The organism is Agrobacterium sp. B1(2019) (genome assembly GCF_008274755.1).
Taxonomy (GTDB): Bacteria; Pseudomonadota; Alphaproteobacteria; order Rhizobiales; family Rhizobiaceae; genus Agrobacterium; species Agrobacterium salinitolerans.
The window spans coordinates 2,510,976-2,536,009 of sequence record NZ_VTPB01000001.1 but is presented as its reverse complement, the minus strand read 5'-3'; the positions used below and the strand labels follow the sequence as shown (position 1 = coordinate 2,536,009).

Genomic DNA, 25,034 nt, shown 5'->3' with positions numbered 1-25,034 from the left:
TTGCGCCCTTTTCATATCCAGCCTTCGGAGAGGTTTCGGTTTGAATATGGATCCTGCAATCGAGCTCGTGGGCATCGACAAGAAATTCGGTGCCGTTCACGCCAACAAGAATATCAATCTGACCGTCGCCAAGGGTACGATCCACGGCGTCATCGGGGAAAACGGCGCCGGGAAGTCGACCCTGATGTCGATCCTCTACGGCTTTTACCAGGCGGATGCCGGTGAAATCCGGGTGAATGGCGCGCCCGTCGCGATCCGTGACAGCCAGGCGGCCATCAATGCCGGCATCGGCATGGTGCATCAGCACTTCATGCTGGTGGAAAATTTCACCGTGCTGGAAAACGTCATGCTCGGTGCAGAAGGCGGCGCATCGCTTGCCAAGGGGCGGGCGGCGGCCCGCAGGGAGTTGAAGCGCCTCGAGGACGACTACGGTCTGGAAGTCGATCCGGATGCGGTCATCGAGGAACTGCCGGTCGGTCTGCAACAGCGCGTCGAAATCCTCAAGGCCATGTATCGTGGCGCCGAAATCCTGATCCTCGATGAGCCGACTGGTGTTCTGACGCCGGCTGAGGCCGATCACCTTTTCAAAATCCTCGGTGTCCTGCGCGAGCAGGGCAAGACGGTCATCCTTATTACCCACAAGCTGCGCGAGATCATGGCCATCACGGATTCAGTCTCCGTCATGCGCCGCGGCGAAATGGTGGCAACCCGCAAGACCTCAGAAACCAGCGTCGAGGAGCTGGCCGAACTGATGGTTGGCCGTCGCGTGCTGCTCAGGGTGGAAAAGGGTGAGACGACGCCGGGCGATGTTCTGCTCTCCATCCGCAATCTGACGGTCAAGGACAACCGTGGCGTTACCATGGTGGATGATGTCTCTCTTGATGTCCGCGCCGGTGAAATCGTCGGCATCGCCGGTGTGGCGGGCAATGGCCAGTCGGAATTGCTCGAAGCCATCGCCGGCATCCGCAAGCCCTATTCGGGCGAGATATGGGTGGATGGCCAGAAGGTAGACCGCCCCGATCCGGCAATTTTGCGCAGGCTCGGCCTCGCGCATATTCCGGAAGACCGCCACCATATGGGGCTGGTGCTGAAATTCGAGGAATATGAAAACTCCATCCTCGGTTATCACCATGATGAGCGATACGGCAAAGGGCCTTTCCTTAACCCCGAGGCCATCCGCAGGGATGCGGTCGAAAAGATCGAGAAATACGATATCCGCCCGCCGAACCCGCAGCTGAAGACCGCCAATTTTTCCGGCGGCAACCAGCAGAAGATCGTCGTCGCCCGCGAAATCGAACGCGACCCGAAGATGCTGATCATCGGCCAGCCGACCCGCGGCGTGGACATTGGCGCCATCGAATTCATCCATCGCCGCATCATCGAAATGCGCGATGCCGGCAAGGCGATTTTGCTGGTTTCGGTCGAACTCGATGAAATCCGTTCCCTTTCGGACCGGATCATGGTCATGTTCGCCGGCCGTATCGTTGGAGAGAAAACGGCGGAAGCCGAAGAACAGACGCTGGGCCTGATGATGGCCGGCATCGCCGCATGAGGCATGAATGAGCACCGCTTCCGTTCCCCTACCAAACTGGATCAGCTACGGCCTTTTGCCGTTGCTGAACGTCGTCACCGCCTTTCTGATTTCCGGCCTCGTTGTCTGGTCGATTGGTGAAAATCCGCTGGCGGCGCTTCGCCTGCTCATCGAAGGAGCGCTCGGCCGCGGCGACGCCATCGGCTTCACGCTGTTTTACACGACGAGCTTCATCTTCACCGGTCTCTCCGTCGCCGTGGCTTTCCATGCCGGCCTGTTCAATATCGGCTCCGAAGGTCAGGCCTATATTGGCGGGCTGGGTGCTGCGCTGGTGGCGCTGGCGCTTGATCGTTACGTGCCGTGGTATGTGACGATGCCATTCGCCGTCATCGGCGCTGCCGTTTTCGGCGCGGCCTGGGCTTTCATTCCGGCTTGGCTGCAGGCGAAACGCGGCAGCCACGTTGTCATCACCACCATCATGTTCAACTTCATCGCGGCTGCGCTGATGGTCTATCTGCTGGTGAATGTGCTGATCGTGCCGGGCAAAATGGCGCCGGAAACACGCACCTTTCTGCCGGGCGGGCAATTGCCGAAGCTTGACTGGCTGATGGCGCTGTTCGGCCTCAAGCTCGGGCCGGCGCCATTCAACGTCTCCTTCATCATCGCGCTGGTCATGTGTTTCCTCGTCTGGGTTCTGATCTGGCGCACCAAGCTCGGTTATGAGATGCGCACGCTCGGCATCAGCCCGTCGGCCGCCGTCTATGCCGGCATTCCCTATGCGCGCACTGTCATCATCGCCATGCTGATTTCCGGCGGTCTGGCGGGCATGATGGCGCTGAACCCGGTCATGGGCGCTTCCGCCCGCCTGCAGGTGGAATTCGTCGGCGGTGCGGGTTTCGTCGGCATCGCCGTGTCACTGATGGGGCGAAGCCATCCGCTTGGCATCATCTTTTCGGCATTGCTGTTCGGTATTCTCTATCAGGGCGGTGCGGATCTTTCTTTCGAGATGCCGAACATCACCCGTGAGATGATCGTTGTCATCCAGGGCCTGGTGATCCTTTTCGCAGGCGCATTGGAATATATGTACCGGCCGGCGGTTGTGCGCATCTACCAGCGTTTGGCAAAGGGGTGAGTTGATATGGATTTTTTCGATATGCTGGTCAGCATCCTCGGCTCGACCGTCCGTCTCACTATCCCGCTGCTCTTCACCGCGCTCGCCGGGCTCTTTTCCGAGCGCGCCGGCGTGTTCGATATCGGCCTTGAAGGCAAGATGCTGGCGGCGGCCTTCGCTTCCGCCTGTGTGGCCTATATCACGGCCAATCCCTGGGCCGGTCTGCTGGCGGGCATCACCATCTCCATTCTGTTCTCGCTGACCCATGGTTTTGCCGTCATCACCAACCGTGGCAACCAGATCGTATCCGGCGTGGCGCTGAATTTCATCGCCGCCGGCCTGACGGTTGTTCTGGGGCAGGCCTGGTTCGGGCAGGGCGGCCGCACGCCGCAATTGTCGGCAGAGGGCCGTTTTGCGCCGATCATCCTGCCAGGTGCGGACACGATACGTGAGGTGCCCTTCATCGGCCCGCTTTATGCCAATGTCATTTCCGGCAACAATATCCTCACCTATCTGGCATTTCTGGCGGTACCGCTGTCCTGGTGGGTGCTTTACCGGACCCGTTTCGGCCTGCGCCTGCGCGCCGTCGGTGAAAACCCGGGTGCCGTCGATACGGCGGGCATTTCGGTGACGTGGATGCGTTACCGCGCCGTCATCGTCGCCGGCTTTCTCTGCGGTTTCTCAGGCGCCTATCTTGCCGTTGCGCAATCGGCGGCCTTCATCGCCAACATGTCGGCGGGCAAGGGCTATATCGCGCTGGCAGCGCTGATCTTCGCGAAATGGAAGCCGGTGCCGGTCATGTTCGCCTGCCTGCTCTTCGGTTTTCTGGACGCCTTCGCCAACTTCATGCAGGGCAAATCCGTGCCCGGTATCGGCGAAGTGCCGGTGCAGATTTTCCAGGCCATGCCCTATATTCTGACCTGCATTCTGCTTGCCGGTTTCATCGGCGTCGCCAAGCCCCCCAAGGCCGGTGGCGTTGCCTATGCGAAGGAGCGTTAAACCCATGTCCCGAGATCCGATGTCCCATGCCCTGTTCGAGGCGGCGGTGGAGGCCATGGCCTTTGCCCACGCGCCTTATTCGAAATTTCCGGTCGGCGCGGCGATCCGCGCGGAAGACGGGAAGATTTACAAGGGCGCCAATATCGAGAATCTCTCCTTCCCTCAAGGCTGGTGCGCCGAACCTTCCGCCATCAGCGCCATGATCATGGGTGGGGCAAAGAAGATCAGCGAAATCGCCGTCATCGCCGAAAAACTTGCTCTTTGCCCTCCCTGCGGCGGATGCCGGCAAAAGATCGCCGAATTCGCCACGCCGGAAACGCGAGTCTATCTGTGCGACGAAACCGGCGTCCAGAAGGTCATGACCATGGAAGAGCTTTTGCCCTTCAGCTTTAAGACAGAGCTGCCCTGATGCCGGATACGCTGATCGATATTCTGGTGGAGCGCCTGAACGGCCTAATGCCGCGCGTAGCCATCGTCCTCGGCTCGGGTTTGGGTTCTTTGGTGGAAGAGGTCAGCGATCCGATCCGCGTGCCCTATGCCGAGCTTCCCGGTTTTCCCGCAAGCGGTGTTTCCGGCCATGCGGGCGAGCTGGTGGCCGGTTATCTCGGTGGGGAGCCGGTCATGATGCTCTCCGGTCGGGTGCACTTTTACGAAAAGGGCGATCCGTCCGCGATGCGGGTTGTCATCGAAGCGCTGGCTGGTCTCGGCGTGCAGTCGCTCATCCTCACCAATTCGGCAGGCTCGGTCAGGCAGGATATACCGCCCGGTTCAGTCATGCAGATCACCGATCACATCAACTATTCCGGCATGAACCCGCTGATCGGCGAGGAAAGCGACCGTCGCTTCGTTGGCATGACCACCGCTTACGATCCTGATCTGATGCTTGCCATGCGCAACGCCGCCATCCGCGCGACGGTGCCTTTGTTTGGCGGCGTCTATATGTGGTTTTCCGGCCCGAGCTTCGAAACGCCGGCGGAAATCCGCATGGCGCGGCTGCTGGGGGCGGATGCCGTCGGCATGTCCACCGTGCCGGAAGTCATCCTCGCCCGCTTTTTCGGGATGCGCGTCGCCGCCGCATCGGTTATTACCAATTACGGTGCCGGCATGACCGGCGCGGAACTGAGCCATGAAGAAACCAAGGATATGGCTCCCGTGGGTGGCAAGAGGCTTGCCGCCATTTTGAAGGAAATGATCGCAGGAGGAGCGTGACCATGGAACTCCAGCGTCCGCGCGAAGCGGCTGCCCTCACTCTGTCCTTGCTGGACCTGACCAATCTCAAGGAAGACTGCACGCCTGAGCAGATCGCCGCTCTGTGCCAGCGGGCGCATACGGAATACGGCAATACGGCCGCAATCTGCATCTGGCCGCGTTTCGTGGCGCAGGCGCGTGCAGCGTTCGGAAAAGACCATGCGATCCGCATCGCCACGGTCGTCAATTTTCCTTCGGGCGATCTCGAGGTTGCGGCCGTGGTTGCGGAAACCGAAGCGGCGATCCGCGACGGCGCTGACGAAATCGATCTGGTCATTCCCTATCGAAAGTTCATAGCAGGCGATGAAACGGCGGTTTCGAACATGGTGGCTGCCGTTCGCAAAGCCTGCGCGGCACCTGTGTTGCTCAAGGTTATTCTTGAAACCGGCGAGTTGAAGGACAAGGCGCTGATCCGTCGCGCATCCGAACTCGCCATTGCCGAAGGGGCCGATTTCATCAAGACCTCGACTGGCAAGGTTGCCATCAATGCCACGCTGGAGGCCGCCGACATCATGTTGCAGGCGATCCGCGACAGCCGGCAGAAGGTGGGTTTCAAGCCCGCCGGCGGCATCGGCACGGTGGAGGACGCAACGCTTTACTTGAGGCTTGCGGAAACCATAATGGCGCCCAACTGGGCCATGCCGTCCACCTTCCGTTTCGGCGCGTCGGGTGTTCTCGATGATGTGTTGAACGTGCTGGCAGGCGGCGAGCCCGCCAGGGCCGCCAGCGGATATTGAGCTTGATCCCGCAGGAAATCATCCGTCGCAAACGCGATGGCCTGTCACTTGAGCCTCGGGAGATTGCCGCTTTCATAGAGGCGCTTTCAAAAGACGGCATCTCGGAAGGGCAGGCGGCCGCCTTTGCCATGGCGGTGTTCTTTCGCGGCATGAACCGCGATGAGATGGTGGCGCTGACGCTTGCCATGCGCGACAGCGGTGATGTCCTGTCCTGGTGCGATATTGGCAGGCCGGTGGCGGACAAGCATTCCACCGGCGGCGTCGGCGATAATGTCTCCCTGATGCTCGCGCCCATCGTTGCCGCCTGCGGTCTCGCCGTGCCGATGATTTCCGGCAGGGGCCTTGGCCATACCGGCGGCACGCTGGACAAGCTGGAAGCGATCCCCGGTTACAACGTCATGCCGGACGAGGTGTTGTTTCGCCAGACGGTAAAGACGGTCGGCTGCGCCATCATCGGCCAGACGGGTGATCTCGCCCCAGCCGACAAACGTCTTTACGCCATTCGCGATGTGACCGCGACGGTGGATTCCATACCGCTGATCACGGCCTCCATCCTGTCGAAAAAGCTTGCGGCCGGGCTGCAGACGCTGGTTCTGGATGTGAAGGTGGGCAACGGCGCCTTCATGCAGAGTGTGGAGGATGCCCGCAATCTGGCTCGCGCACTGGTCGATGTGGCGAATGGCGCGGGCCTGCCGACGACGGCGCTGATAACCGACATGAACCAGCCGCTTGGCGATGCAGCTGGCAATGCGGTCGAGATCGTTAACTGCCTGGATTTTCTGGCTGGTCGCAAAGCGGGAACCCGTCTCGAAAAGGTCGTGCTCACCTTCGCTGCGGAAATGCTGGCGCAGGCCGGGAGCGCGACTACGCTTGATGAAGGCGAGGTGCTGGCGCTGGCCGCTCTTTCCTCCGGCCGGGCCATGGAGGTCTTTGCGCGGATGGTTTCAGCACTCGGCGGGCCTTCGGATTTCGTTGTACGCCCGTCCCATTACCTGCCGTCCGCGCCGGTCACTCTCCCGGTTTCGGCTCCGCGCAGCGGTTGGCTCTCATCCTGCGCGACGCGCGATCTCGGTATGGTGGTTGTGGAGCTTGGCGGCGGCAGAAGAAAGCCGTCGGATACCGTTGACGCTGCGGTCGGTATTTCTGACATCCTGCCGCTCGGCACAAAAGTGGAAAAGGGCGAGCCTGTCGCCATAGTCCATGCGGCTTCGAAAGAAGAAGCGGAACGCGCCGCCGAAATGATTGCGGCTTGTTACGGGATTGATGACGCTGCGACAGAGACCGGCAACGTGGTTCTTGAGAGGATCACCTGACCAGCCGCATTTCGCCGCCCGATACCTTGAATGACGACAACTGCTTGAGGAAGCTCATGCCGATCAGCATGTTGCTAAGCGCATTGTCCTTCAGCACCATGGCGTCGACATTCTGAACCCGGATAGCGCCGATTTCCACCCGGTCGAGCTTCACATAGGCGGCCATGGTCTGGCCGTTGGCCGTTGAAATCGCATACTTAAAATCGAGGCTATTGACCCCGTAACCGAGTCGGCGCGCAATCGTCTCGTTGATGGCCACCATGGAAGCGCCGGTATCGACAAGGCCGTCGAAGGATTTGCCATTGATGCGGAAGGTGGCGTTGAAGTGGCCGCGGGCATCCGCTTTCAGATTGACGCCGCCCAGCGAAACGGACTCCGGTTTGGCTGCTTCGGGTCTGACTTCCGCTTTCTCAATGCCTGCTTCCGGGCGCGGCTGAAATTTTTCCACCAGCGCCGGAATTTGCGTGGCACCGAGCGAAAGACCAACAAGCAGAAAAATGGCGCGCGTCAGCAAGTCTTTGCTCCTCCAGGGGCAGGTTATTCTCGCCCAGAATAGACGCAAAACATGCTGAAACCTTAAAATAAAAAGCCATTCGCCGCTGGTGGAGGCGGCGAATGGCTCAAACGGTTAAGCGATGATGAACGGCGTTATTTGGTGCCATACATGCGGTCGCCGGCATCGCCGAGGCCGGGAACGATATAGCCCTTCTCGTTCAGATGGCTGTCGATGGCGGCTGTGTAGATATGCACATCGGGATGCGCTTCACGGAAGTTTTTAATGCCTTCGGGCGCCGCCAGCAGACACAGGAAGCGGATGTTCTTTGCACCGCGTTCCTTCAGCTTTTCAACGGCTGCGATGGAGGAGTTTCCGGTCGCTAGCATGGGGTCGACAACGATGACCAGACGGGCATCGAGGCTTTCGGGAGCCTTGAAATAATATTCGACGGCCTCAAGCGTATCATGGTCGCGATAGACGCCGACATGGGCGACGCGCGCCGAAGGCACCAGTTCGAGCATGCCTTCCAGAAGGCCGTTGCCGGCGCGCAGGATGGAGGCAAAAACCAGCTTCTTGCCTTCCAGCACCGGTGCCTGAATGGTCTCGAGCGGCGTATCGATGGTTTCCATCGTCATTTCAAGATCGCGCGTCACTTCATAGCAGAGCAGCGTTGAAATCTCTCTCAGCAGACGGCGGAAGCCGGCCGTGGAAGTTTCCTTCTTGCGCATGATGGTAAGTTTGTGCCGCACCAGCGGATGTTCGATGACTGTGACGCCGTCCATGAAACTGGCCTTCCTTTTATCTTATGCCCTGTAATTCACCGAAAGCACGTTTTTCGCAAGCCTTCTTCGCGGTTTTACCCTGTCAACAACAGCTCAGGACTGATCGATCCGGGCGAGCAGCCGTGCGCGGGTGGCTTCGTCCACAAAGGCGCATTCGAGCGCGGTGCGGGTCATGCGGTTGATCTCGGCATCGCTGAAACCGAAAGCCTCCGCAGCCAGCGCATATTCCCGCGCAAGCGAGGTGAAGAAGAACGGCGGGTCGTCGGAACTGATGCAGACCCGCACACCGGCATCGCTCAGAGCTTTCAGCGGGTGGCTGGCGAAATCCGGATAGACGCCGAGCGCGATATTCGAGCCGGGGCAGACTTCAAGAACGGTTCCCGTCTCGACCAGCCGGGAGACGAGAGCGGCATCTTCGATGGCGCGCACGCCATGACCGATACGCGACGGTTTGACGAGGTCGAGCGCATCGGTAACGCTTTCCGGTCCGCAAACCTCGCCCGCGTGAATGGTCAGCCCGAGACCCGCATCGCGGGCGATATCGAAGGCGCGCGCATAATCGGCGACGCGGCCCATGCGCTCCTCGCCGGCCATGTTGAAACCCGTTACCAGCGGATGCCGGGCGCGTGCTGCATATTCCGCCGCTGCGATCACCCGTTCTGGACCGAAGTGGCGTTCACCGGTGACGATGATGCGGGTTTCGATCCCCGTCTTTTCCCTTGCGATGCGGATGCCTTCGGCAATGCCGGCCAGATAGGCGTCGGCGCCAAGCCCGATGCGGTCGCCATGATCGGGCGAAATGATCAGTTCGCTATAGATCGTATTGGCTTGCGCAAGTTCGGTCAGATAGGTTTCAGTCAGAACGGCATAATCCTCATCCGTCTTGAACACCTGCGCCACCGCATCGTAACAACGGATGAATTGCGCAAAATCCGACCAGACATATTGGCCGTCCCGCAGAAAACCGCTGGTGTCGATGCCGTATTTCTCCGCCTGTTTAGCGACAAGGGCGGGCGGAGCCGCACCTTCGATGTGGCAGTGAATTTCCGCTTTCAGCAAATGCGATGTCAAATGAAGCTCCTGCCGTGAGAACCGGCCTCGATGCCAAGATGGTGGGCGATACTTTCGCCGATATCGGCGTAGCTTGAGCGGATGCCGACATCCCGGGACCGGATGCCCGGCCCGAATGCCATGATCGGCACCCGTTCGCGTGTATGGTCCGTGCCCCGCCATGTGGGGTCGCAGCCGTGATCGGCGGTCAGAAGGGCGATGTCACCCGGCGCCATCTTGCGATGGATTTCGGGGATGCGCGCATCGAAGGCCTCAAGGGCGGCGGCGTAACCGGCGACATCGCGGCGATGGCCGTAAAGCATGTCGAAATCGACAAAATTAGTGAAGACGAGATCGCCATTTTCAGCCTCGTCTATGGCCTGCAACGTCGCATCCATCAGGGCGGCATTACCATTGGCCTTGATGACGCGCGAGACGCCTTGATGGGCGTAGATATCGCCGATCTTGCCGATGGCGTGCACTTTTCGGCCGGCCTCCACAAGTCTGTCGAGCAGGGTCGGTTCAGGCGGCAGAACGGAGAAATCGCGGCGGTTGCCGGTGCGCTCGAAGGTCGCGACCGTTTCGCCGATGAAGGGGCGGGCGATGACGCGGCCGATATTCAGCGGATCGAGCAGCTTGCGCACCGTCTCGCAGAGCGAGATGAGCCGCTCCAGACCGAAATGCGTTTCGTGCGCGGCGATCTGGAAAACGGAATCGGATGAGGTGTAGCAGATCGGTTTACCGGTCCTGATATGTTCCTCGCCGAGCGCAGCGATGATCTCAGTGCCGGAAGCATGGCAATTGCCGAGAATACCGGGAATATCGGCTTGCCTGCAAATGGCCTCCACCAAATCAGGAGAAAATGCGTCGCCCTCCGTCGGGAAATATCCCCAGTCGAAAGTCACCGGCGTGCCCGCGATCTCCCAGTGGCCTGAAGGGGTGTCCTTGCCCTTGGAGATTTCGCTGGCAGAGCCGTGCAGGCCGAAAATGCGCTCCGGCGGTTCCATGCCGGCGGGAATGTCACCGCTTGCCTGTTTCGCGATCTCCAGCAGGCCGAGCGAACACATATTCGGCAGCTTCAACGGCCCGGAGCGAAGTCCCGCTTTATCGGCAGCGCCCGCTGCACAGAATTCCGCGATATGGCCGACTGTGTTTGCGCCAAGATCGCCATAGCGTTCCGCGTCGGGTGCGCCGCCGACGCCAAAGGAATCCAGAACGAGAAGAAATGCTCTTGCCATAACTCACCGAAACAAAATGCGCCGACGGGCAATGTCAGGCCGAACTGTCGTTATAGATCAGCAAAACGTGAAGAAGGAAGTGCTTTTGTGAACCATCCGGTAAAACCGGCTGCTTAGTCCTCGTCCCGTTTCGGTTTGGGGGCGTTGAGGTTGCGCAGGACATACCACCCCGCGGCCACCACCATCGCCGCCAGAATATACCACGTAACGGCATAGGAGAGGTGGTTGTTGGGAAAGGTGAGCATGGTCTTGCCGCCGACCGGCAGGCCGCCCGGATTGGGTGTCGCATCGGCGTCGACATAGAACGGTGCGACATCGGACAGGCCGGATGCCTGCGAGATTTGCGGAATGTTGCGGGAATACCAGCGGCCATTTGCCGGATCGTTGGTGCGCAGGAAAAGCCCGCCGGTTTCGGGCGCGCGCATCAGCCCGACGATCTCGACGTTTCCGGCCGGTTCGCCTTCCTGGCGGGAGGATGGGTCGCGCCTGTCGGACGGCACGAAGCCGCGATTGACGATGATGCTGGAGCCATCGTCGCGCTGGAGCGGCGTCATCACCCAGTAACCGGGGCCGAGATCCGTGACCGTATAGACCTGAACCTCCCTGTCATTGAGGAAGGTGCCGGACAGTTTCACACGGCGATATTCGTATTCCGCCGGATCGCCGAGCGCCGGCCATTCTTTGGCGTCAGGGGCGTCGACGGGATCGGCATGGACGCGGGCTTCGACGCGCTCGATGAGATCGAGCTTCCAGGAAAGGCGTTTGACCTGCCATGTGCCAAGGACCAGCAGCAGTCCCGTCAGGACAATGGTCAGGAGCAGGACGACGATCGCAGCAGGGCGGATTCGCCGGTTATTTGGTGTGGTTTCACTCATCTCACAGTCCTTGGGAAGCCGCGGCGAGCGGCAAAGACCATCTGGCGTCCACCGGGGCATCCTCCAGCAAATAACCCCATAAATCGCACCACGATTCATGGGGTTATGTGTTGGCGCGAAAGCGGCCCGCCGGAAACCCGGCAGGCCGTTGGTCTATGCTGCTCAGGGCAGGTTTTTCACATCCTCGATGTGCAGCGGCATCATGTTCTTGTTCATGTTGTACATGACCCAGAGCGAGCCGGAGAGCGTGATCAGGAGCACCACGACGGTGAAGATCAGCGCCATGAAGGTCCAGCCGCCTTCTGACTTGGTGTCCATGTGCAGGAAGTAGATCATGTGAACGAAGATCTGGATGACGCCGAGACCCATGATGGCGATGACCAGCAGGGTCTTGTTTTCAAGAACGTCGCCCATGACCAGCCAGAAGGGGATCGCCGTCAGGATGACCGACAGGACGAAGCCGATCATGTAGCTTTTGAACGTGCCGTGGCTTGCACCATCATGGTGATGATGGTCGTCGCCATGCGCGTCGTGATGTGCGTGTGCTTCGGAACTCATCAAAGAACTCCCATGAGGTAAACGAAGGAGAAGACGCCGATCCAGATGACGTCAAGGAAGTGCCAGAACATCGACAGGCACATCAGGCGGCGCTTGTTTGCCGCGATCAGGCCGTGCTTGGCGACCTGGAACATCAGCGTGACGAGCCAGATGATGCCGAAGGTGACGTGCAGACCGTGCGTACCGACCAGCGCGAAGAAGGCCGACAGGAACGCTGAACGCTGCGGGCCGGCGCCTTCCGCGATCAGGTGATGGAACTCGTAGAGTTCGACGGCGAGGAAGGCGAGGCCGAAGAGGCCGGTCACACCCAGCCAGACCAGCGTGGCCTTTACCTTCTGCTTTTCCATTTCCAGCATGGCAAAGCCATAGGTGATGGAGGAGAAAAGCAGGAAGCCGGTATTGATGGCGACCAGCTTGAGATCAAACAGGTCCGCACCCGAAGGACCGGCCGCATAGCTGCGGCCGACAACGGCATAGGTGGCAAACAGCGTCGCGAAGATGAGGCAGTCGCTCATCAGGTAGAGCCAGAAGCCCAGCGACGTGCCGTTCTCCGGGTGGTGGTCTTCCTTCAGGTAAAAGACCGGTTCAGCGCCGTCGACGCTTTGTGCAGGTGTATGAGCCATATTCGTTACGCCTGTTCAGCAAGCAGCTTCGTACGTTCCGCCTCGACCGTCGAAACGTCGGAAGCCGGAATGTAATAATCGCGATTGTAGTTGAAGGTATGGGCGATGGAGACCGCGATGATGGCGAGCATGGACAGAGCCGCAAGCCACCAGATGTGCCATACCAGGGCGAAGCCGAGAACCACGCTGATGGCGCTGATGATCACGCCCGCGCCGGTGTTTTTCGGCATATGGATCGGAATGAAACCTTCCTTGGGACGGCTGTAACCGCGCTTTTTCATATCCGCCCAGGCGTCCACATCATGGATGACGGGCGTGAAGGCGAAGTTGTAGGCGGGCGGCGGCGAAGACGTCGACCATTCCAGCGTGCGGCCGTTATAGGGGTCACCGGTCACGTCACGCAGCTTTTCGCGATTGAGGAAGCTTACGATGAGCTGGATGACGAAGGAGGCGATGCCGAGCGCGATCAGGAAGGCGCCGAAGGCGGCGATGACGAACCAAATCTGTAGCGAATTGTCTTCAAACTGGCTGAGGCGGCGGGTGATGCCCATCAGGCCGAGGATATAGAGCGGCATGAAGGCGAAATAGAAGCCGATGAACCAGAACCAGAAGGACAGCTTGCCCCAGAACGGATCGAGCCGGTAACCGAAGGCTTTCGGGAACCAGTAGACGATGCCCGCAAGCACACCGAAAACGACGCCACCGATGATGGTGTTGTGGAAGTGGGCGATGAGGAACAGCGAGTTGTGCAGCACGAAGTCCGCCGGCGGAACGGCAAGGAGAACGCCGGTCATGCCGCCGATAACGAAGGTGATCATGAAGCCGATCGTCCAGAGCATCGGAACGTCGAACTTGATGCGGCCCTTATACATGGTGAAGAGCCAGTTGAAAATCTTCGCGCCGGTCGGGATCGAGATGATCATCGTTGTGATGCCGAAGAAAGCGTTGACGCTTGCACCGGAACCCATTGTGAAGAAGTGATGCAGCCACACGATATAAGCGAGGATGGTGATGACGCCCGTGGCGTAGACCATCGAGGCGTAACCGAAAAGGCGCTTGTTGGAGAAGGTCGAGACGATTTCCGAGAAGACGCCGAAGGCGGGCAGCACCAGGATATAGACTTCGGGATGACCCCAGATCCAGATGAGATTGACATACATCATCGGATTGCCGCCGAGATCGTTGGTGAAGAAATTCGTGCCAACGTAACGGTCGAGGGTGAGAAGCGCCAGCGTGCCGGTCAGGATCGGGAAGGAGGCCACGATCAGGATGTTCGAACACAGCGATGTCCACACGAAGATCGGCAGGCGCATCATGGTCATGCCAGGCGCGCGCATCTTGATGATGGTCACGATCAGGTTGATGCCCGATAGCGTCGTTCCCACACCGGCGATCTGCAGACCCCAGATATAATAATCGACCCCGACCCCGGGGCTTCCATCGATGCCGGAGAGGGGCGGATAGGCCAGCCAGCCGGTCTGCGCATATTCACCGATGAACAGCGAGATCATGGTGATGACGGCGCCGGCCGTGGTCATCCAGAAGGAGAAGTTGTTGAGGAAGGGGAACGAAACGTCGCGGGCGCCGATCTGTAGCGGCACGACGAAGTTCATCAGGCCCGTGATCATCGGCATGGCCATGAAGAAGATCATGATGACGCCGTGGGCCGTGAAGATCTGGTCGTAATGGTGCGGCGGAAGGTAACCCTCCGATCCGCCCGACGCGATCGCCTGCTGGACGCGCATCATGATCGCATCGGCGAAACCGCGCAGCAGCATGACCAGCGCCAGAATGATGTACATGATACCGATCTTCTTGTGATCGATGCTCGTGAACCATTCGTTCCAGAGATAGCCCCAGAGGCGGAAATAGGTGAGGGCGCCGACGACGGCGATACCGCCCAGAGCCACGGCCGCGAAGGTCGCGACAAGAATGGGCTCGTGAAGCGGGATGGACTCCCATGTCAGCTTCCCGAACAGGAACGACGTTTGATCGGAATTGACGATCATTTTTAGCCTCTTGCGATTCTAAGACATAAGATCGGCGCAGCCATTGGCCGCGCCGCATAATGCCGGGACGTATCCGTCAGCCAGCGACTTGTTTCGTTTCCGGCAGCGCCGCAGGTTCGAAAGTCTGGCCTTCGAGCGCAGCCGGAGTGGATTGGGGGCCGCTGGCGACGCCAAAGGGCGCAAGCGGCGTGCAGACGACGGAATTCAGCGCCTTGGCGATGTCGATGCCTTCCTTGCCGCCGCCGCCATTGGCGTCGATATGCATCATGTCACGCATGCAGAGCTTGTTGGGCTCGACGCAGCGGTTGAGGATGGCGCTGTAGAGTTCGGGATCGACCGAAGCGAAATATTGTACCGGTTCGCGTTCGGAAGGCTTGGCGAATTCCAGATATTCCTGACGGCCGAAGCCCTTGCCGCTTTCTTTCGCCTTCGCCACCCACTGATCGAAGCCCTGCTGGCTCAGGCCATGGAACTTGAAGCGCATGTGCGAGAAACCTGGGCCGGAGAAATTGGCCGAGAAGCCGTCATAAACGCCTTCCTTGTTGATGACCGCGTGCAGCTTGGTCTGCATGCCGCCCATGGCGTAGATCTGGCCGGCGAGCGCGGGAACGAAGAAGGAGTTCATCGCCGTCGTGCCGGTGATCTTGAAATTGATCGGAACATCGACCGGAGCGGCGAATTCATTGACGCTGCCAATGCCGAGTTCGGGATAGAAGAACAGCCACTTCCAGTCCATGGCCACCACTTCCACCGTGATAGGCTTGGTTTCGGCGGTCACCTGGCGGTTCTCGTCGATACGCTCCAGCGGGCGATAGGGGTCGAGACGGTGCGTGGAAATCCAGGTCACCGTGCCGAGCATCAGGATGATGGCGACCGGAGCCGACCAGATCACCATTTCCAGGCGGGTGGAGTGGTGCCACTCGGGATCGTAGTCCTCGGCCTTTGCCGATTCGCGATACTTCCATGCGAAGAACAGCGTCAGGGCAATGACCGGGACGATGATCAGCAGCATCAGAACCGTGGACGTGATGATAAGATCGCGCTGCTGGATCGCGATGTCGCCCGAAGGGTTCATGACGACGAGGTTGCAGCCGCTGAGCAGCAGCAGAGCCGGGATTGCCAGAAGGGCGGATAGGATTTTTTTGATCGTGCGCACGTTCTTTGAACTCGTACAGTTTGGATTATGCCGCGAATAATTGCCGAACATCATTTTTAGAATGAGGTATATTGTCGCGGTGCAGCGAAACCTTCGCGATGCACCATGTCTCGGGCAGAGCTGCGTTTAGGACGGAGCCCGTGCATTATCGCATGGTCGGCTGACTGGGCAACCCTTTATTGCCAAACTTCAATTGACGTTACGTAGGGTGCGTGTGACAATCCGTCGCATCGTAACGCAACGGATGAGGAGCCGGCGCGTTACAGGAAATGGTTCGTCCATGACGCAGGAGGGATATTATGAGTTATACGAATGCTGCTCCATCCTTTGGGCAGGCGCCGGAAGCGAACGGACATGGGGCCGGTCCCGTCAAGGTCGATCCGGATCGCATCACGATTGCAGTCATTCTCGCGAGAATGACGGAGTTTTTTGACTTTTTTATCTACGCCATCGCCTCCGCGCTCGTTTTCCCCCACGTCTTCTTTTCCTTCGTCGATCCGCTAACGGCCACGCTCTATTCTTTCGCGGTTTTCTCATTGGCCTTTATCGCAAGGCCGATCGGTTCGCTGATCTTCCTCCAGATAGACCGAAAATTCGGGCGCGCCGTTAAGTTGATGGCTGCCCTCTTCACGCTCTGTGGTTCCACGATGGCGATCAGCTTTCTTCCGTCCTATGCGGAAGCGGGCATGCTCGCGCCTGTCCTGCTGGCGGTATTCCGTATCGGCCAGGGTCTTGGTCTTGGCGGCGCGTGGGATGGCCTCGTCTCGCTGCTCGCCATGAATGCACCGCACAAGCAGCGCGGATGGTACGCCATGATGCCGCAGATCGGTGCGGCCATGGGGTTCGGTCTCGCCAGCGCCTTCTTCATCGTCTTCGTCACGCAGCTTTCCAATGCGGAATTCCTCGCCTGGGGCTGGCGTTTCCCGTTCTTCGTGGCGCTGGCGCTGAATGTTCTGGCGCTCTTTGCCCGCCTTCGCATGATCGTGACGCCGGAATTCCAGGCCATGCTGGAGCAGCACGAGCTGGAACCGCGCCCAATGTTCAAGATGCTGCGGTCACAGTTTCCGGTGGTCGTCACCGGTGCCTTCGTGCCGCTGGCGAGCTTCGCGCTCTTCCATCTCGTCACGGTCTTTCCGCTGAGCTGGGTTTCGCTCAACACCAGCCAGCGTGTGTCGGACTTCCTGTTCGTGCAATTCGTCAGCGCCATCATCGCCGGCGGGATGATCGTGATCTCCGGCATTCTGGCCGACCGGATCGGACGGCGGAAGCTTCTGGCTGTCGCGGCGGTGCTGATCGGGCTCTTCAGCCTCGTGGCTCCCGTTCTCCTGAATTCGGGCGATATCGGTCGATATCTGTTCGTGCTGATCGGCTTCTCGTTACTGGGCCTGTCCTTCGGTCAGGCGGGCGGCGCGCTTGCTTCCCGCTTCAGCCGTGAGTACCGCTATACCGGCGCGTCGCTCACCTCGGATATTTCCTGGCTGATCGGCGCCGGTTTCGCACCGCTCGTCGCGCTCGGATTTTCGTCCAAATTCGGCCTTTTCGCCGTCGGCATTTACCTGATGTCGGGTGCGCTCTGCACGCTGATCGCCCTCTGGTTTAGCCGCACGCTGGACATGCCTTCGGAGTGATCCGGGCAATTTAAAAATCTCTGCAGCCATCGCGCCGCGGAATCCTGTCGGATTTCGCGGCGTTTTTGTTTTTTTATTGCGCTGGATCGATTTTAATCTTGACTCGGTCGATCATGAAATATTATGTAAGCAATGCTGACATAATTCAGTGTATCTCACCGCCGGAAAGCCGGCCATCAGGGAACGCGATGCGAACGACGACGATCATTATTTGCGAAAAAGCGGCCATCGCCGCCAAGCCGTTTGCCGGCCGCAAAACGACCGTTCGCGCCATTAAACGCCGATAAGCAAAAGAATGAGGAGCAGCCAGGTCGCCTGCGGCTCCGCCCGCAGAGTGCCGGCTGCCGCGCCGGGTTTCGGGAAAGAGGGCGATGCCGCGCGAAATGCGCAACGAGAGGAGAGTGCCTTGAGCGTGACGGAGCAAAAATTCGGCCTTTACGATGCGGCTTTTGAAAAAAGCAGCTGTGGCGTCGGTTTCATCACCCGCAAGGACGGCGTGCAGACGCATGATGTGCTGAAGCGCGGCAACGAAGCGCTCTGTGCCGTGCCGCATCGCGGCGGCATGTCGGCGGAAGGTGTCGGTGACGGTGCGGGCGTGTCGATGGATCTGTCGCTCTCCTTCTTTCGCGAATTGACCCGCGAAGGCGGTTTGAAGGCTGGCCGGTTCGGTGTTGGCAATTTCTTTTTGCCGCAGAATCCGGCTTTCCATGCAGAGGCGGTTGGCATCATCGGCAGCGCGTTGCGGGAACAGGGCTTTTCGGTCCTTCTCGTCCGCGATGTGCCAGTAAATGACGCGGCCATCCGCCCGGCTGCCATCCCTTACCAGTTGCCGATCCGGCAATGGGTGTTTTCCGCGCCAGCGGAATGCGCAACCCTTGCCGAATTCGACTGGCGCATTCACAAGGCGCTGCTCGCCATTGAGGCGCTCGCCTATACCGTTCCGGATCTTGCCGGCTTTTATCCGCTGTCTCTCAGCGCGCGCACGCAGGTGCTCAAGGGGCGTCTGAATTCGCACGAGGTCATGCCCTATTTCTGTGACCTGACCGATCCGCGCCATGAAGTGCATACGATGTATTTCCACACGCGGTTCTCCACCAATACCGATCCGCATCCCTCCATGGCGCAGCCCTTCCGCCTGATGGCGCATAATGGTGAGCTCAACACCGACAAGAAGAACCGGCTGTCTGAAGCGGCTGTGGCGCTGGCGAAGAATGCCAGCATCGTCAGGCCCAAGGGCCAGTCGGACAGCTGCCGTCTGGACCAGACATTGCAGGCGCGGGTAATGGAGGATGGTCTCGACCTCGTCACTGCCGTGGTCTCGATGATGCCGCCGGCATGGGAAAACGACGATACTCTCTCGCCGGGCGTCAAGGCGATGCTGGAATATTTCTCGCTCTATGAGGAGAAGAATGACGGTCCGGCCGCGCTGATCTTCGGTGACGGCACTATCATCGGCGCCCGTCTCGATCGCCTCGGCCTGCGCCCGCTGCGCACCGTCGAGACGGAGGATTATCTCTGTGTCATGTCGGAGGCGGGGCAGATTGCCTTCCCGGCCGAAAGCGTCATCCGCCGCGGCCGCATCGAGGCGGGCGGCATGCTTTATTACGACCATGCAGAACGCCGCGCCTTTTCCACCGTCGAGGCGCTGGAGCTTCTCGCCTCGCGCCGCGATTATTCATCCCTGCTGCGCGAAGCCCGTGTCATGCTGGAGGATCTGCCGGAAGTGCCGGCCGAAAAGCAGGGATCGCCGCTGCGCTACAACGGCGATCTGGAACGCCACCAGCGTTATGTCGCCTATTCGCACAATCAGGAAAGCTTCAAGTTCCTGATGGACCCGATGCTGGCGTCGGGCGCGGAAAAAATCTCGGCCATGGGTTATGGCAATGCCATCAACGCGCTGTCCGATCAGGAAGGCGGCGTCGCGAAGTATTTCTCACAGCGCTTCGCGCAGGTCACCAATCCGCCGCTCGACAGTATTCGTGAGGCCGACGGCATGACGTTGCGTGTCGCCCTCGGTGCGAAGCCGAACAGCGGTGCGAAGAAGGCCCGCCAGATCGTCGTGCGCTCCCCGATCCTCACCCATCTCGATATGCTGCGCATCCGCGAACAGTCTGAGATGCCCCGTCGCCGTTTCGAAATGCTCTATTCGCCGGTCTTCGATGCTGGGGAGGCCAACGAAGCTGCGCTGCGGCAGGCAATCGATGGGCTCTGCGATGAAGTTGCGGCTTTTGCGGCTGAGGAAGGCGGCATCGCCATCATCACCGACCGGCACGTTTCGGCAAGCCGCGCCGCCCTGCCGATGATCATGGTCGTCTCCGCCATCAACCAGCGGCTGATCGAGGAAGGACTGCGGCTGCGCGTGTCCCTGATCGTCGAAAGCGGGCAGTTTTCCTCCTCGCATCACATCGCAGCCGGCCTCGGTTTTGGCGCTTCGGCTGTCTATCCACTCGGCGTGCAGTTCCGTGCCGAGGAGAAATTCGGTGCCGATGCCGACAAGGCCTTCAAGCGCTTCGCCAAGGCGGCTGAAAAGTCGCTTATGAAGACCATGGGCAAGGTGGGCCTGTGCACGGCGGAAAGCTATATCGGCGGCGAGTTCTTCGAACCGAACTTCCTCGATACCGACGATCCGGTACTGAAGCGTTATTTCCCCAACGTGAAGACCCCGGTTGGTGGCGTCAACTTCGCCGTCATCGCGCAGGCGGTAGCAGACTGGCATCGCAAGGCGCTGTCGGTAAAAGGTGAAAACGACATTCCGCTGCTCGGTCTTTTCAAGGAGCGTGCGGAAGGTGCTGGCCATTCTTATGGCACGACGGCTGTTCGCGGTTTCGTGGATATGACCGAGGAAAAGATCGGTTTCGACAAGGGAACCGAAAACGAGGACGCCGTGCGCCTCCTGCCGCTCCACCGGCTCGAAGACGCCTTCGGTCTCAACGATGCGGCCTATTATCACAACAGCTTCGACCGGCTGACCCCGGAGGCGATCGACGCATTCGAGGTGACGCCCGGCTACCGCGCCTTTGCACGCATGATGACGGAAGAAAGGGCGCGCCGCCCGGCCGCTCTGCGCGACGTTCTGGAATTGCCGGCCGATGTGACCTTCGCCGGTTCCGCGGAAGAATTCCGTCGGGAAATGGGCCGTTTTTCCCGGCAGGGCAATAACAGCTTCATGGTGCGCGGATTACGCTGTGAAGAGGCGGGAGACGGCGCGTTCCGGCTGCAATTGACCGGCTCGCAGGGCCATGAGCTTGCCCGGCTTGCTGCACTCGGCCAGTCGTTGCTCGACCGTTTCGGCGCGGATATTCCCGGCCATTGGCTGGAAGGCGGTGCACTTCTGGTTCAGGCGAAGGGCGAAGCCTCCGCCTATCTCTCGCTCATCCGAACTGCACCGGAAAGCATTCCGCTCCATGCCGTTCAGAAGGCGAGCGAGATCACCAAGACCCTCGCATCGGGTGCCATGAGCCATGGCGCGCTCGTAGCCGCCGCCCATGAGGCGGTCGCCCATGGCGTCAACATGGTCGGCGGCATGTCGAATTCGGGCGAGGGCGGTGAGCATATTTCCCGTTACGGCACCATCCGTGCCTCGCGCATCAAGCAGTTCGCCTCCGGCCGCTTCGGCGTCTGGGCCGGTTATCTTGCCGATCCGATGCTGGAAGAGATCGAGATCAAGATCGGCCAAGGCGCAAAGCCTGGCGAAGGCGGGCAGTTGCCGTCTCCCAAGGTGACGGTGGAAATCGCCGCTGCGCGTGGCGGCACGCCAGGTGTTGAGCTTGTCTCACCGCCGCCGCATCACGATACCTATTCCATTGAGGATCTGGCCCAGCTCATCCACGACGCCAAGGCAGCGCGCGTGCGCGTCATCGTCAAGCTGGTCTCGTCGGAAGGCATCGGCACGATTGCGGTTGGCGTCGCCAAGGCTGGGGCGGATGTCATCAATGTCGCCGGCAATACCGGCGGCACGGGTGCGGCGGCCGTCACCAGCCTCAAATATACCGGCCGCGCGGCGGAAATCGGTATCGCGGAAGTGCATCAGGCGCTCTGCGCCACGGGTCTTCGCGCCAAGGTGCTGCTGCGTTGCTCCGGCGCGCACCAGACAGCGAGCGACGTGGTGAAATCCGCACTTCTTGGCGGCGACAGTTTCGAGTTCGGCACGACGGCGCTGATGATGCTGAAATGCGTCATGGCGAAGAACTGCAACATCAAGTGCCCGGCCGGTCTCACCACCAATCAGGAAGCCTTTAACGGTGATCCGCGCGCGCTGGCGCAATATCTCATGAACATCGCCCATGAAACGCGTGAGATTCTGGCCGCACTCGGGCTGCGCTCGCTGCGGGAAGCACGCGGCCGTTCCGATCTTCTTCACCTCCTCGATCACCCGGCAAGCGTCGGCCAGCTTGACCTCCGGGCAATGCTTGCCGTGGTCGAAGAGGTGAAGATCGACAGCCCTGTCTATATGGAAAAGGATTTTGCGCTGGACGACGCCTTCATCGAACTTGTGCGCTCGGCCCTTGTCGACAGCCGCCGAGAGAACATCGAGCTCGGCGGCAATCGTTTCCTCAACAATTGCAACAAGAGCGTTGGCGGCCAGCTTGCCGTCGATATCGAGCGCATGCTGAACCATGAACTTTCCGAGGAAGAGGCGGATGCGCTGCCTGCGGTGAAGCGGGACAGCCGTGGCCGCCGGTTCCTGGAGGCGGGTTCGGTGCGTATCGAGACATCAGGTTCCGCCGGGCAGTCCTTCGGCGCTTTCTGCAATGACGGCATGGTCATCGTCCATACCGGCACCTGCAATGACGGTGTCGGCAAAAGCGCCTGCGGGGGCACCATCGTCGTGCGCTCACCCGGCGGCGGATCCGAAGAGGCGGGCGGTAATGTGCTGGTCGGCAATTTCGCGCTGTTCGGCGCCACCGGCGGCCGCACCTTCGTAGAAGGGCAAGCGGGAGACCGTTTCGCAGTGCGTAACTCCGGCGCCACCGCCGTGGTCGAAGGCGTGGGTGATTTCGCCTGCGAATATATGACCAACGGCGCGGTGCTAAACCTTGGCAGCTTCGGCAAAGGTTTTGGCAACGGCATGAGCGGTGGTTTTGTCTACCAGTATGATCCCTATGGCGATCTGCCGAAGAAGATCAGCCATGATTCCATCTTGCTCGGCGCGATCACCGGTGAGGATGAACAGGCCGCCATTCATAATAAGGCCGTCCACCAGCTTCTGACCTGGCATGCCGTGGAGACCGGCTCGGCCAAGGCGGCATGGCTTCTGGAAAACTGGGAAAGCGAACAGCATAATTTCGTCTATGGCATGCCACGCGCCCTGCTGCTTTATCAGGATAGCGACGAGATTCTGAAGGCGAAGCCCCACAAGGAACTGCTGGAGGAACTGGCATCCGCGCTTGCCGCCCATCAGCTGCGTAAGTTCAAGCTCGCCTATCGCGACCGCAAGGCCGTTCTCAATGGAACGGTGCCGGGTTATGGCGAGACGGATACGGAGGAGATGTATGCGCTGCTTAACAATTATACCGTGTTGAGCATGGCGCAAGCCGTCGCCCTGCAAAGGTTGCCGACAGCATCCGGCCCCTCCGATCCCGCTATTGAAAAAGCCGTGCGCAATCTCATCCTCACGGAAGATTATGCGCTAATGCAAAGGCTGCTGAAATATGCGCGCGAGGCACTTTCAAACCATAGCGATGAACAACTTGCGGTGATGATCGCCGCCAAGCGTCTCGACGATTACAAGCAGGCGCTGGCGCGCAGGAACATCTGGTCGGTGGACAGCCCCGGCACCTATGGCTGGATCATTCAGCAGAACCGGAAAAACATCGAGAAGATCGGCCGCCTGCCGGGCTTTGAGGAGCTTTTCGCAGCCCGCGCAATTCCCGACCTCGCCATCGCATCTGGCCATAGGGCAGCATGATGAAGATACCTTATATTCCCGAAGACGCGCCCTTCAACGGTGATCAGCGCGCATGGCTTTCCGGTTTTCTGGCGGGGCTTCATTCGCGCGCCGCCATCGGCCTGGAGACCTCGGTTGCCGCCGCTGCTCCAAAGGCGGCGGCGAGTGTGCTGAATATTCTCTTCGGCACCCAGACCGGCAATGCGGAGGCGCTGGCGATGGATATTGCCGGCGCCGCCCGCGCGCAGGGCATGCAGCCGGTGGTGACAGCGCTTGATGATGTCTCGATGGATGGTCTCGGGGCCATGAAACGGGTCATCGTCGTCACCTCGACCTATGGCGAAGGTGAAATGCCTGATAATGCCCAGCTTTTCTGGGAAGCACTTGCCGCTGACAGCGCGCCGCGTCTGGACGGGATGAATTTTGCTGTCCTCGCGCTGGGCGATACCGGCTATGACGGCTTCTGCCAGGCAGGCAAGCTCATCGATACGCGGTTCGAACAACTCGGCGGCAAGCGTATGAAGACGCGTATCGACTGCGATATCGACTTTGAGGACGCCGCCGCCGCATGGATCGGCGAGACGCTGCCGCTCGCGGTTGCTGTCGATGGCGGCAATGCGGCATCTGTCACCATGCCCGATGTCGCCGAGCCGCCCGTGCGGGCAAAACAGGGCTGGAGCCGCAAAAATCCCTATTCGGCTGAGGTAAGCGTCAATCGTCGCCTCTCCGGTCCCGGCTCGTCCAAGGAAATTCGCCACTACGAATTCGACCTCGGCGAAAGCGGTCTGGACTATGAGGCGGGTGACGCTCTTGGCGTCGTTCCCCTCAACGACCCGAAACTGGTCGGCGCGCTGCTGGAACACTTCGGAGCGGCTGCGGACAGCCAAATCGCCGGACTGGATCGGCCGGTCGGCGATGCGCTTCTCAACATGTTCGAGATATCGACGCCCTCGCGCGAACTCGTCGCCGAGATCGGCAAGCGGGCTGGGCATGACGAACTCAGCCATGTTCTTGCAAACGGAGACAGGGAGCAGCTCGCCGCCTTTCTCTGGGGCAAGGATATTCTCGACCTCATCAATCTCGGCGAAAAGCCGCTATTTGACGTTGCGGAATTCCTGACATTCCTGAAGCCGCTGCAACATCGCGCCTATTCCATCTCCTCCAGCCCGCTGGTTGCAAAAAACAGCGTGCATCTGACCATCGCCAGCGTGCGTTATCGCGCCGAGGGTCGTGAGCGAGGCGGCGTGTGCTCCACCTATCTCGCAGACCGCGTGGAGGTCGGGCAGAGCGCCGGGATTTTCGTCTCGCCGAACAAGGCGTTTCGCGTGCCGCAGGACAATGACGCGCCTGTTATCATGGTGGGGCCGGGCACGGGCATCGCGCCATTCCGGGCATTTTTGCAGGAACGGCAAGCCAGAGGCGCAAAGGGCAAAAACTGGCTGTTTTTCGGTGATCAGCACCGGCAGTCGGATTTCATCTATGAAAACGAGCTTGGCGACATGAGTCGCGATGGCGTTCTGACCCGCCTCGACCTCGCTTTCTCGCGGGATCAGGCGGAGAAGATCTATGTCCAGACCCGCATGCGGCAGAACGGTAAGGCGCTCTATCAATGGCTTGAAGAGGGTGCCTTTTTCTATGTCTGCGGGGATGCGACCCGTATGGCGAAGGATGTCGATGATGCCTTGCGCGGCATCGTCAGCGAAGAGGCCGGCATCTCCGCCGAGGCGGCAAGCGAGTATGTGAACCGGCTGAAGCGCGAAAAACGTTATCTGCGCGACGTCTATTAACTATTG

The 25,034-nt window shown here is 60.0% G+C and carries 19 protein-coding genes; 10 read left to right on the top strand and 9 right to left on the bottom strand.

The window, feature by feature from the left end; all coding sequences use genetic code 11:
• The first annotated feature begins 46 nt into the window (after positions 1–46).
• Genes AGR1_RS12730 through deoA form a run of 7 tightly spaced genes read left to right on the top strand, consistent with a single transcriptional unit; the run spans position 47 to position 6,939 of the window.
• Positions 47–1,552: an ABC transporter ATP-binding protein gene (locus tag AGR1_RS12730; protein ID WP_149147352.1), complete on the top strand. Its 1,506-nt coding sequence runs from the start codon at positions 47–49 to the stop codon at positions 1,550–1,552.
• A 7-nt stretch (positions 1,553–1,559) separates the two neighbouring features.
• A complete protein-coding gene (locus AGR1_RS12725) occupies positions 1,560–2,663 on the top strand; it encodes an ABC transporter permease (protein WP_077984572.1) in 1,104 nt (367 codons plus the stop codon).
• Between the two features lie 6 nt (positions 2,664–2,669).
• Entirely contained in the window at positions 2,670–3,641 is a 972-nt protein-coding gene (locus tag AGR1_RS12720) for an ABC transporter permease (RefSeq protein WP_080791895.1), read from the top strand.
• Between the two features lie 19 nt (positions 3,642–3,660).
• Positions 3,661–4,050 carry a cytidine deaminase gene (locus AGR1_RS12715; RefSeq protein ID WP_162927534.1) on the top strand — a complete coding sequence of 130 codons (390 nt, stop codon included), beginning with the start codon at positions 3,661–3,663 and terminating at the stop codon, positions 4,048–4,050.
• Entirely contained in the window at positions 4,050–4,850 is an 801-nt protein-coding gene (locus tag AGR1_RS12710; RefSeq protein ID WP_080791886.1) for a purine-nucleoside phosphorylase, read from the top strand. Before AGR1_RS12715 ends, AGR1_RS12710 begins: the two co-directional genes overlap by 1 nt.
• 2 nt (positions 4,851–4,852) lie before the next feature.
• The gene (deoC, locus tag AGR1_RS12705) at positions 4,853–5,626 is read left to right on the top strand and encodes a deoxyribose-phosphate aldolase (RefSeq protein ID WP_080791883.1); all 774 of its coding nucleotides are present in this window, start codon (positions 4,853–4,855) and stop codon (positions 5,624–5,626) included.
• A complete protein-coding gene (gene deoA / locus AGR1_RS12700) occupies positions 5,623–6,939 on the top strand; it encodes a thymidine phosphorylase (protein ID WP_149147057.1) in 1,317 nt (438 codons plus the stop codon). Before deoC ends, deoA begins: the two co-directional genes overlap by 4 nt.
• Here the strand turns inward: deoA and AGR1_RS12695 are convergent.
• The 9 genes from AGR1_RS12695 to cyoA all read right to left on the bottom strand — a co-directional run bounded on the left by AGR1_RS12695 (position 6,932) and on the right by cyoA (position 15,777).
• Positions 6,932–7,453 (bottom strand): TIGR02281 family clan AA aspartic protease, encoded by a 522-nt coding sequence (locus tag AGR1_RS12695; RefSeq protein WP_149147056.1) that lies wholly within the window; start codon positions 7,451–7,453, stop codon positions 6,932–6,934. The genes deoA and AGR1_RS12695 overlap by 8 nt on opposite strands.
• A 134-nt stretch (positions 7,454–7,587) precedes the next feature.
• The gene (gene upp, locus AGR1_RS12690) at positions 7,588–8,217 is read right to left on the bottom strand and encodes a uracil phosphoribosyltransferase (protein ID WP_080791875.1); all 630 of its coding nucleotides are present in this window, start codon (positions 8,215–8,217) and stop codon (positions 7,588–7,590) included.
• A gap of 93 nt (positions 8,218–8,310) precedes the next feature.
• Positions 8,311–9,288: an adenosine deaminase gene (locus tag AGR1_RS12685; protein WP_149147055.1), complete on the bottom strand. Its 978-nt coding sequence runs from the start codon at positions 9,286–9,288 to the stop codon at positions 8,311–8,313.
• Positions 9,285–10,505, bottom strand: coding sequence for a phosphopentomutase (locus AGR1_RS12680; protein ID WP_149147054.1), 1,221 nt, complete (start codon positions 10,503–10,505; stop codon positions 9,285–9,287). Before AGR1_RS12680 ends, AGR1_RS12685 begins: the two co-directional genes overlap by 4 nt.
• A gap of 113 nt (positions 10,506–10,618) precedes the next feature.
• A complete protein-coding gene (locus AGR1_RS12675) occupies positions 10,619–11,380 on the bottom strand; it encodes an SURF1 family protein (RefSeq protein ID WP_187772133.1) in 762 nt (253 codons plus the stop codon).
• A gap of 162 nt (positions 11,381–11,542) precedes the next feature.
• Positions 11,543–11,938 (bottom strand): cytochrome o ubiquinol oxidase subunit IV, encoded by a 396-nt coding sequence (cyoD, locus tag AGR1_RS12670; protein WP_003514416.1) that lies wholly within the window; start codon positions 11,936–11,938, stop codon positions 11,543–11,545.
• Positions 11,938–12,561 (bottom strand): cytochrome o ubiquinol oxidase subunit III, encoded by a 624-nt coding sequence (gene cyoC / locus AGR1_RS12665; RefSeq protein WP_080791863.1) that lies wholly within the window; start codon positions 12,559–12,561, stop codon positions 11,938–11,940. The genes cyoD and cyoC overlap by 1 nt, the downstream gene beginning before the upstream one ends.
• Positions 12,562–12,566: 5 nt before the next feature.
• Complete coding sequence (cyoB, locus tag AGR1_RS12660; protein ID WP_149147052.1) at positions 12,567–14,570, bottom strand: cytochrome o ubiquinol oxidase subunit I; 2,004 nt, start codon at positions 14,568–14,570, stop codon at positions 12,567–12,569.
• A gap of 76 nt (positions 14,571–14,646) precedes the next feature.
• The gene (gene cyoA, locus AGR1_RS12655) at positions 14,647–15,777 is read right to left on the bottom strand and encodes a ubiquinol oxidase subunit II (RefSeq protein WP_149147351.1); all 1,131 of its coding nucleotides are present in this window, start codon (positions 15,775–15,777) and stop codon (positions 14,647–14,649) included.
• A 248-nt stretch (positions 15,778–16,025) separates the two neighbouring features.
• Here cyoA and AGR1_RS12650 point away from each other — a divergent pair, with 248 nt between their 5' ends.
• From AGR1_RS12650 to AGR1_RS12635, 3 genes are all read left to right on the top strand, one after another.
• Positions 16,026–17,354, top strand: a complete 1,329-nt coding sequence (locus AGR1_RS12650; protein WP_080791852.1) for an MFS transporter — start codon at positions 16,026–16,028, stop codon at positions 17,352–17,354.
• A 406-nt stretch (positions 17,355–17,760) separates the two neighbouring features.
• Positions 17,761–23,262 (top strand): glutamate synthase-related protein, encoded by a 5,502-nt coding sequence (locus tag AGR1_RS12640; RefSeq protein WP_149147050.1) that lies wholly within the window; start codon positions 17,761–17,763, stop codon positions 23,260–23,262.
• Positions 23,259–25,028 (top strand): sulfite reductase subunit alpha, encoded by a 1,770-nt coding sequence (locus AGR1_RS12635; RefSeq protein ID WP_149147049.1) that lies wholly within the window; start codon positions 23,259–23,261, stop codon positions 25,026–25,028. Before AGR1_RS12640 ends, AGR1_RS12635 begins: the two co-directional genes overlap by 4 nt.
• Positions 25,029–25,034: the final 6 nt, after the last annotated feature.

Coding starts and splice junctions, on each gene's coding strand:
- cyoC (WP_080791863.1), bottom strand. CDS start 12,561: ATGGCTCATACACCTGCACAAAGCGTCGACGGCGCTGAACCGGTCTTT.
- AGR1_RS12725 (WP_077984572.1), top strand. CDS start 1,560: ATGAGCACCGCTTCCGTTCCCCTACCAAACTGGATCAGCTACGGCCTT.
- cyoD (WP_003514416.1), bottom strand. CDS start 11,938: ATGAGTTCCGAAGCACACGCACATCACGACGCGCATGGCGACGACCAT.
- upp (WP_080791875.1), bottom strand. CDS start 8,217: ATGGACGGCGTCACAGTCATCGAACATCCGCTGGTGCGGCACAAACTT.
- cyoB (WP_149147052.1), bottom strand. CDS start 14,570: ATGATCGTCAATTCCGATCAAACGTCGTTCCTGTTCGGGAAGCTGACA.
- deoC (WP_080791883.1), top strand. CDS start 4,853: ATGGAACTCCAGCGTCCGCGCGAAGCGGCTGCCCTCACTCTGTCCTTG.
- AGR1_RS12650 (WP_080791852.1), top strand. CDS start 16,026: ATGAGTTATACGAATGCTGCTCCATCCTTTGGGCAGGCGCCGGAAGCG.
- AGR1_RS12730 (WP_149147352.1), top strand. CDS start 47: ATGGATCCTGCAATCGAGCTCGTGGGCATCGACAAGAAATTCGGTGCC.
- AGR1_RS12635 (WP_149147049.1), top strand. CDS start 23,259: ATGATGAAGATACCTTATATTCCCGAAGACGCGCCCTTCAACGGTGAT.
- AGR1_RS12720 (WP_080791895.1), top strand. CDS start 2,670: ATGGATTTTTTCGATATGCTGGTCAGCATCCTCGGCTCGACCGTCCGT.
- AGR1_RS12715 (WP_162927534.1), top strand. CDS start 3,661: ATGTCCCATGCCCTGTTCGAGGCGGCGGTGGAGGCCATGGCCTTTGCC.
- cyoA (WP_149147351.1), bottom strand. CDS start 15,777: ATGTTCGGCAATTATTCGCGGCATAATCCAAACTGTACGAGTTCAAAG.
- AGR1_RS12675 (WP_187772133.1), bottom strand. CDS start 11,380: ATGAGTGAAACCACACCAAATAACCGGCGAATCCGCCCTGCTGCGATC.
- AGR1_RS12710 (WP_080791886.1), top strand. CDS start 4,050: ATGCCGGATACGCTGATCGATATTCTGGTGGAGCGCCTGAACGGCCTA.
- AGR1_RS12680 (WP_149147054.1), bottom strand. CDS start 10,505: ATGGCAAGAGCATTTCTTCTCGTTCTGGATTCCTTTGGCGTCGGCGGC.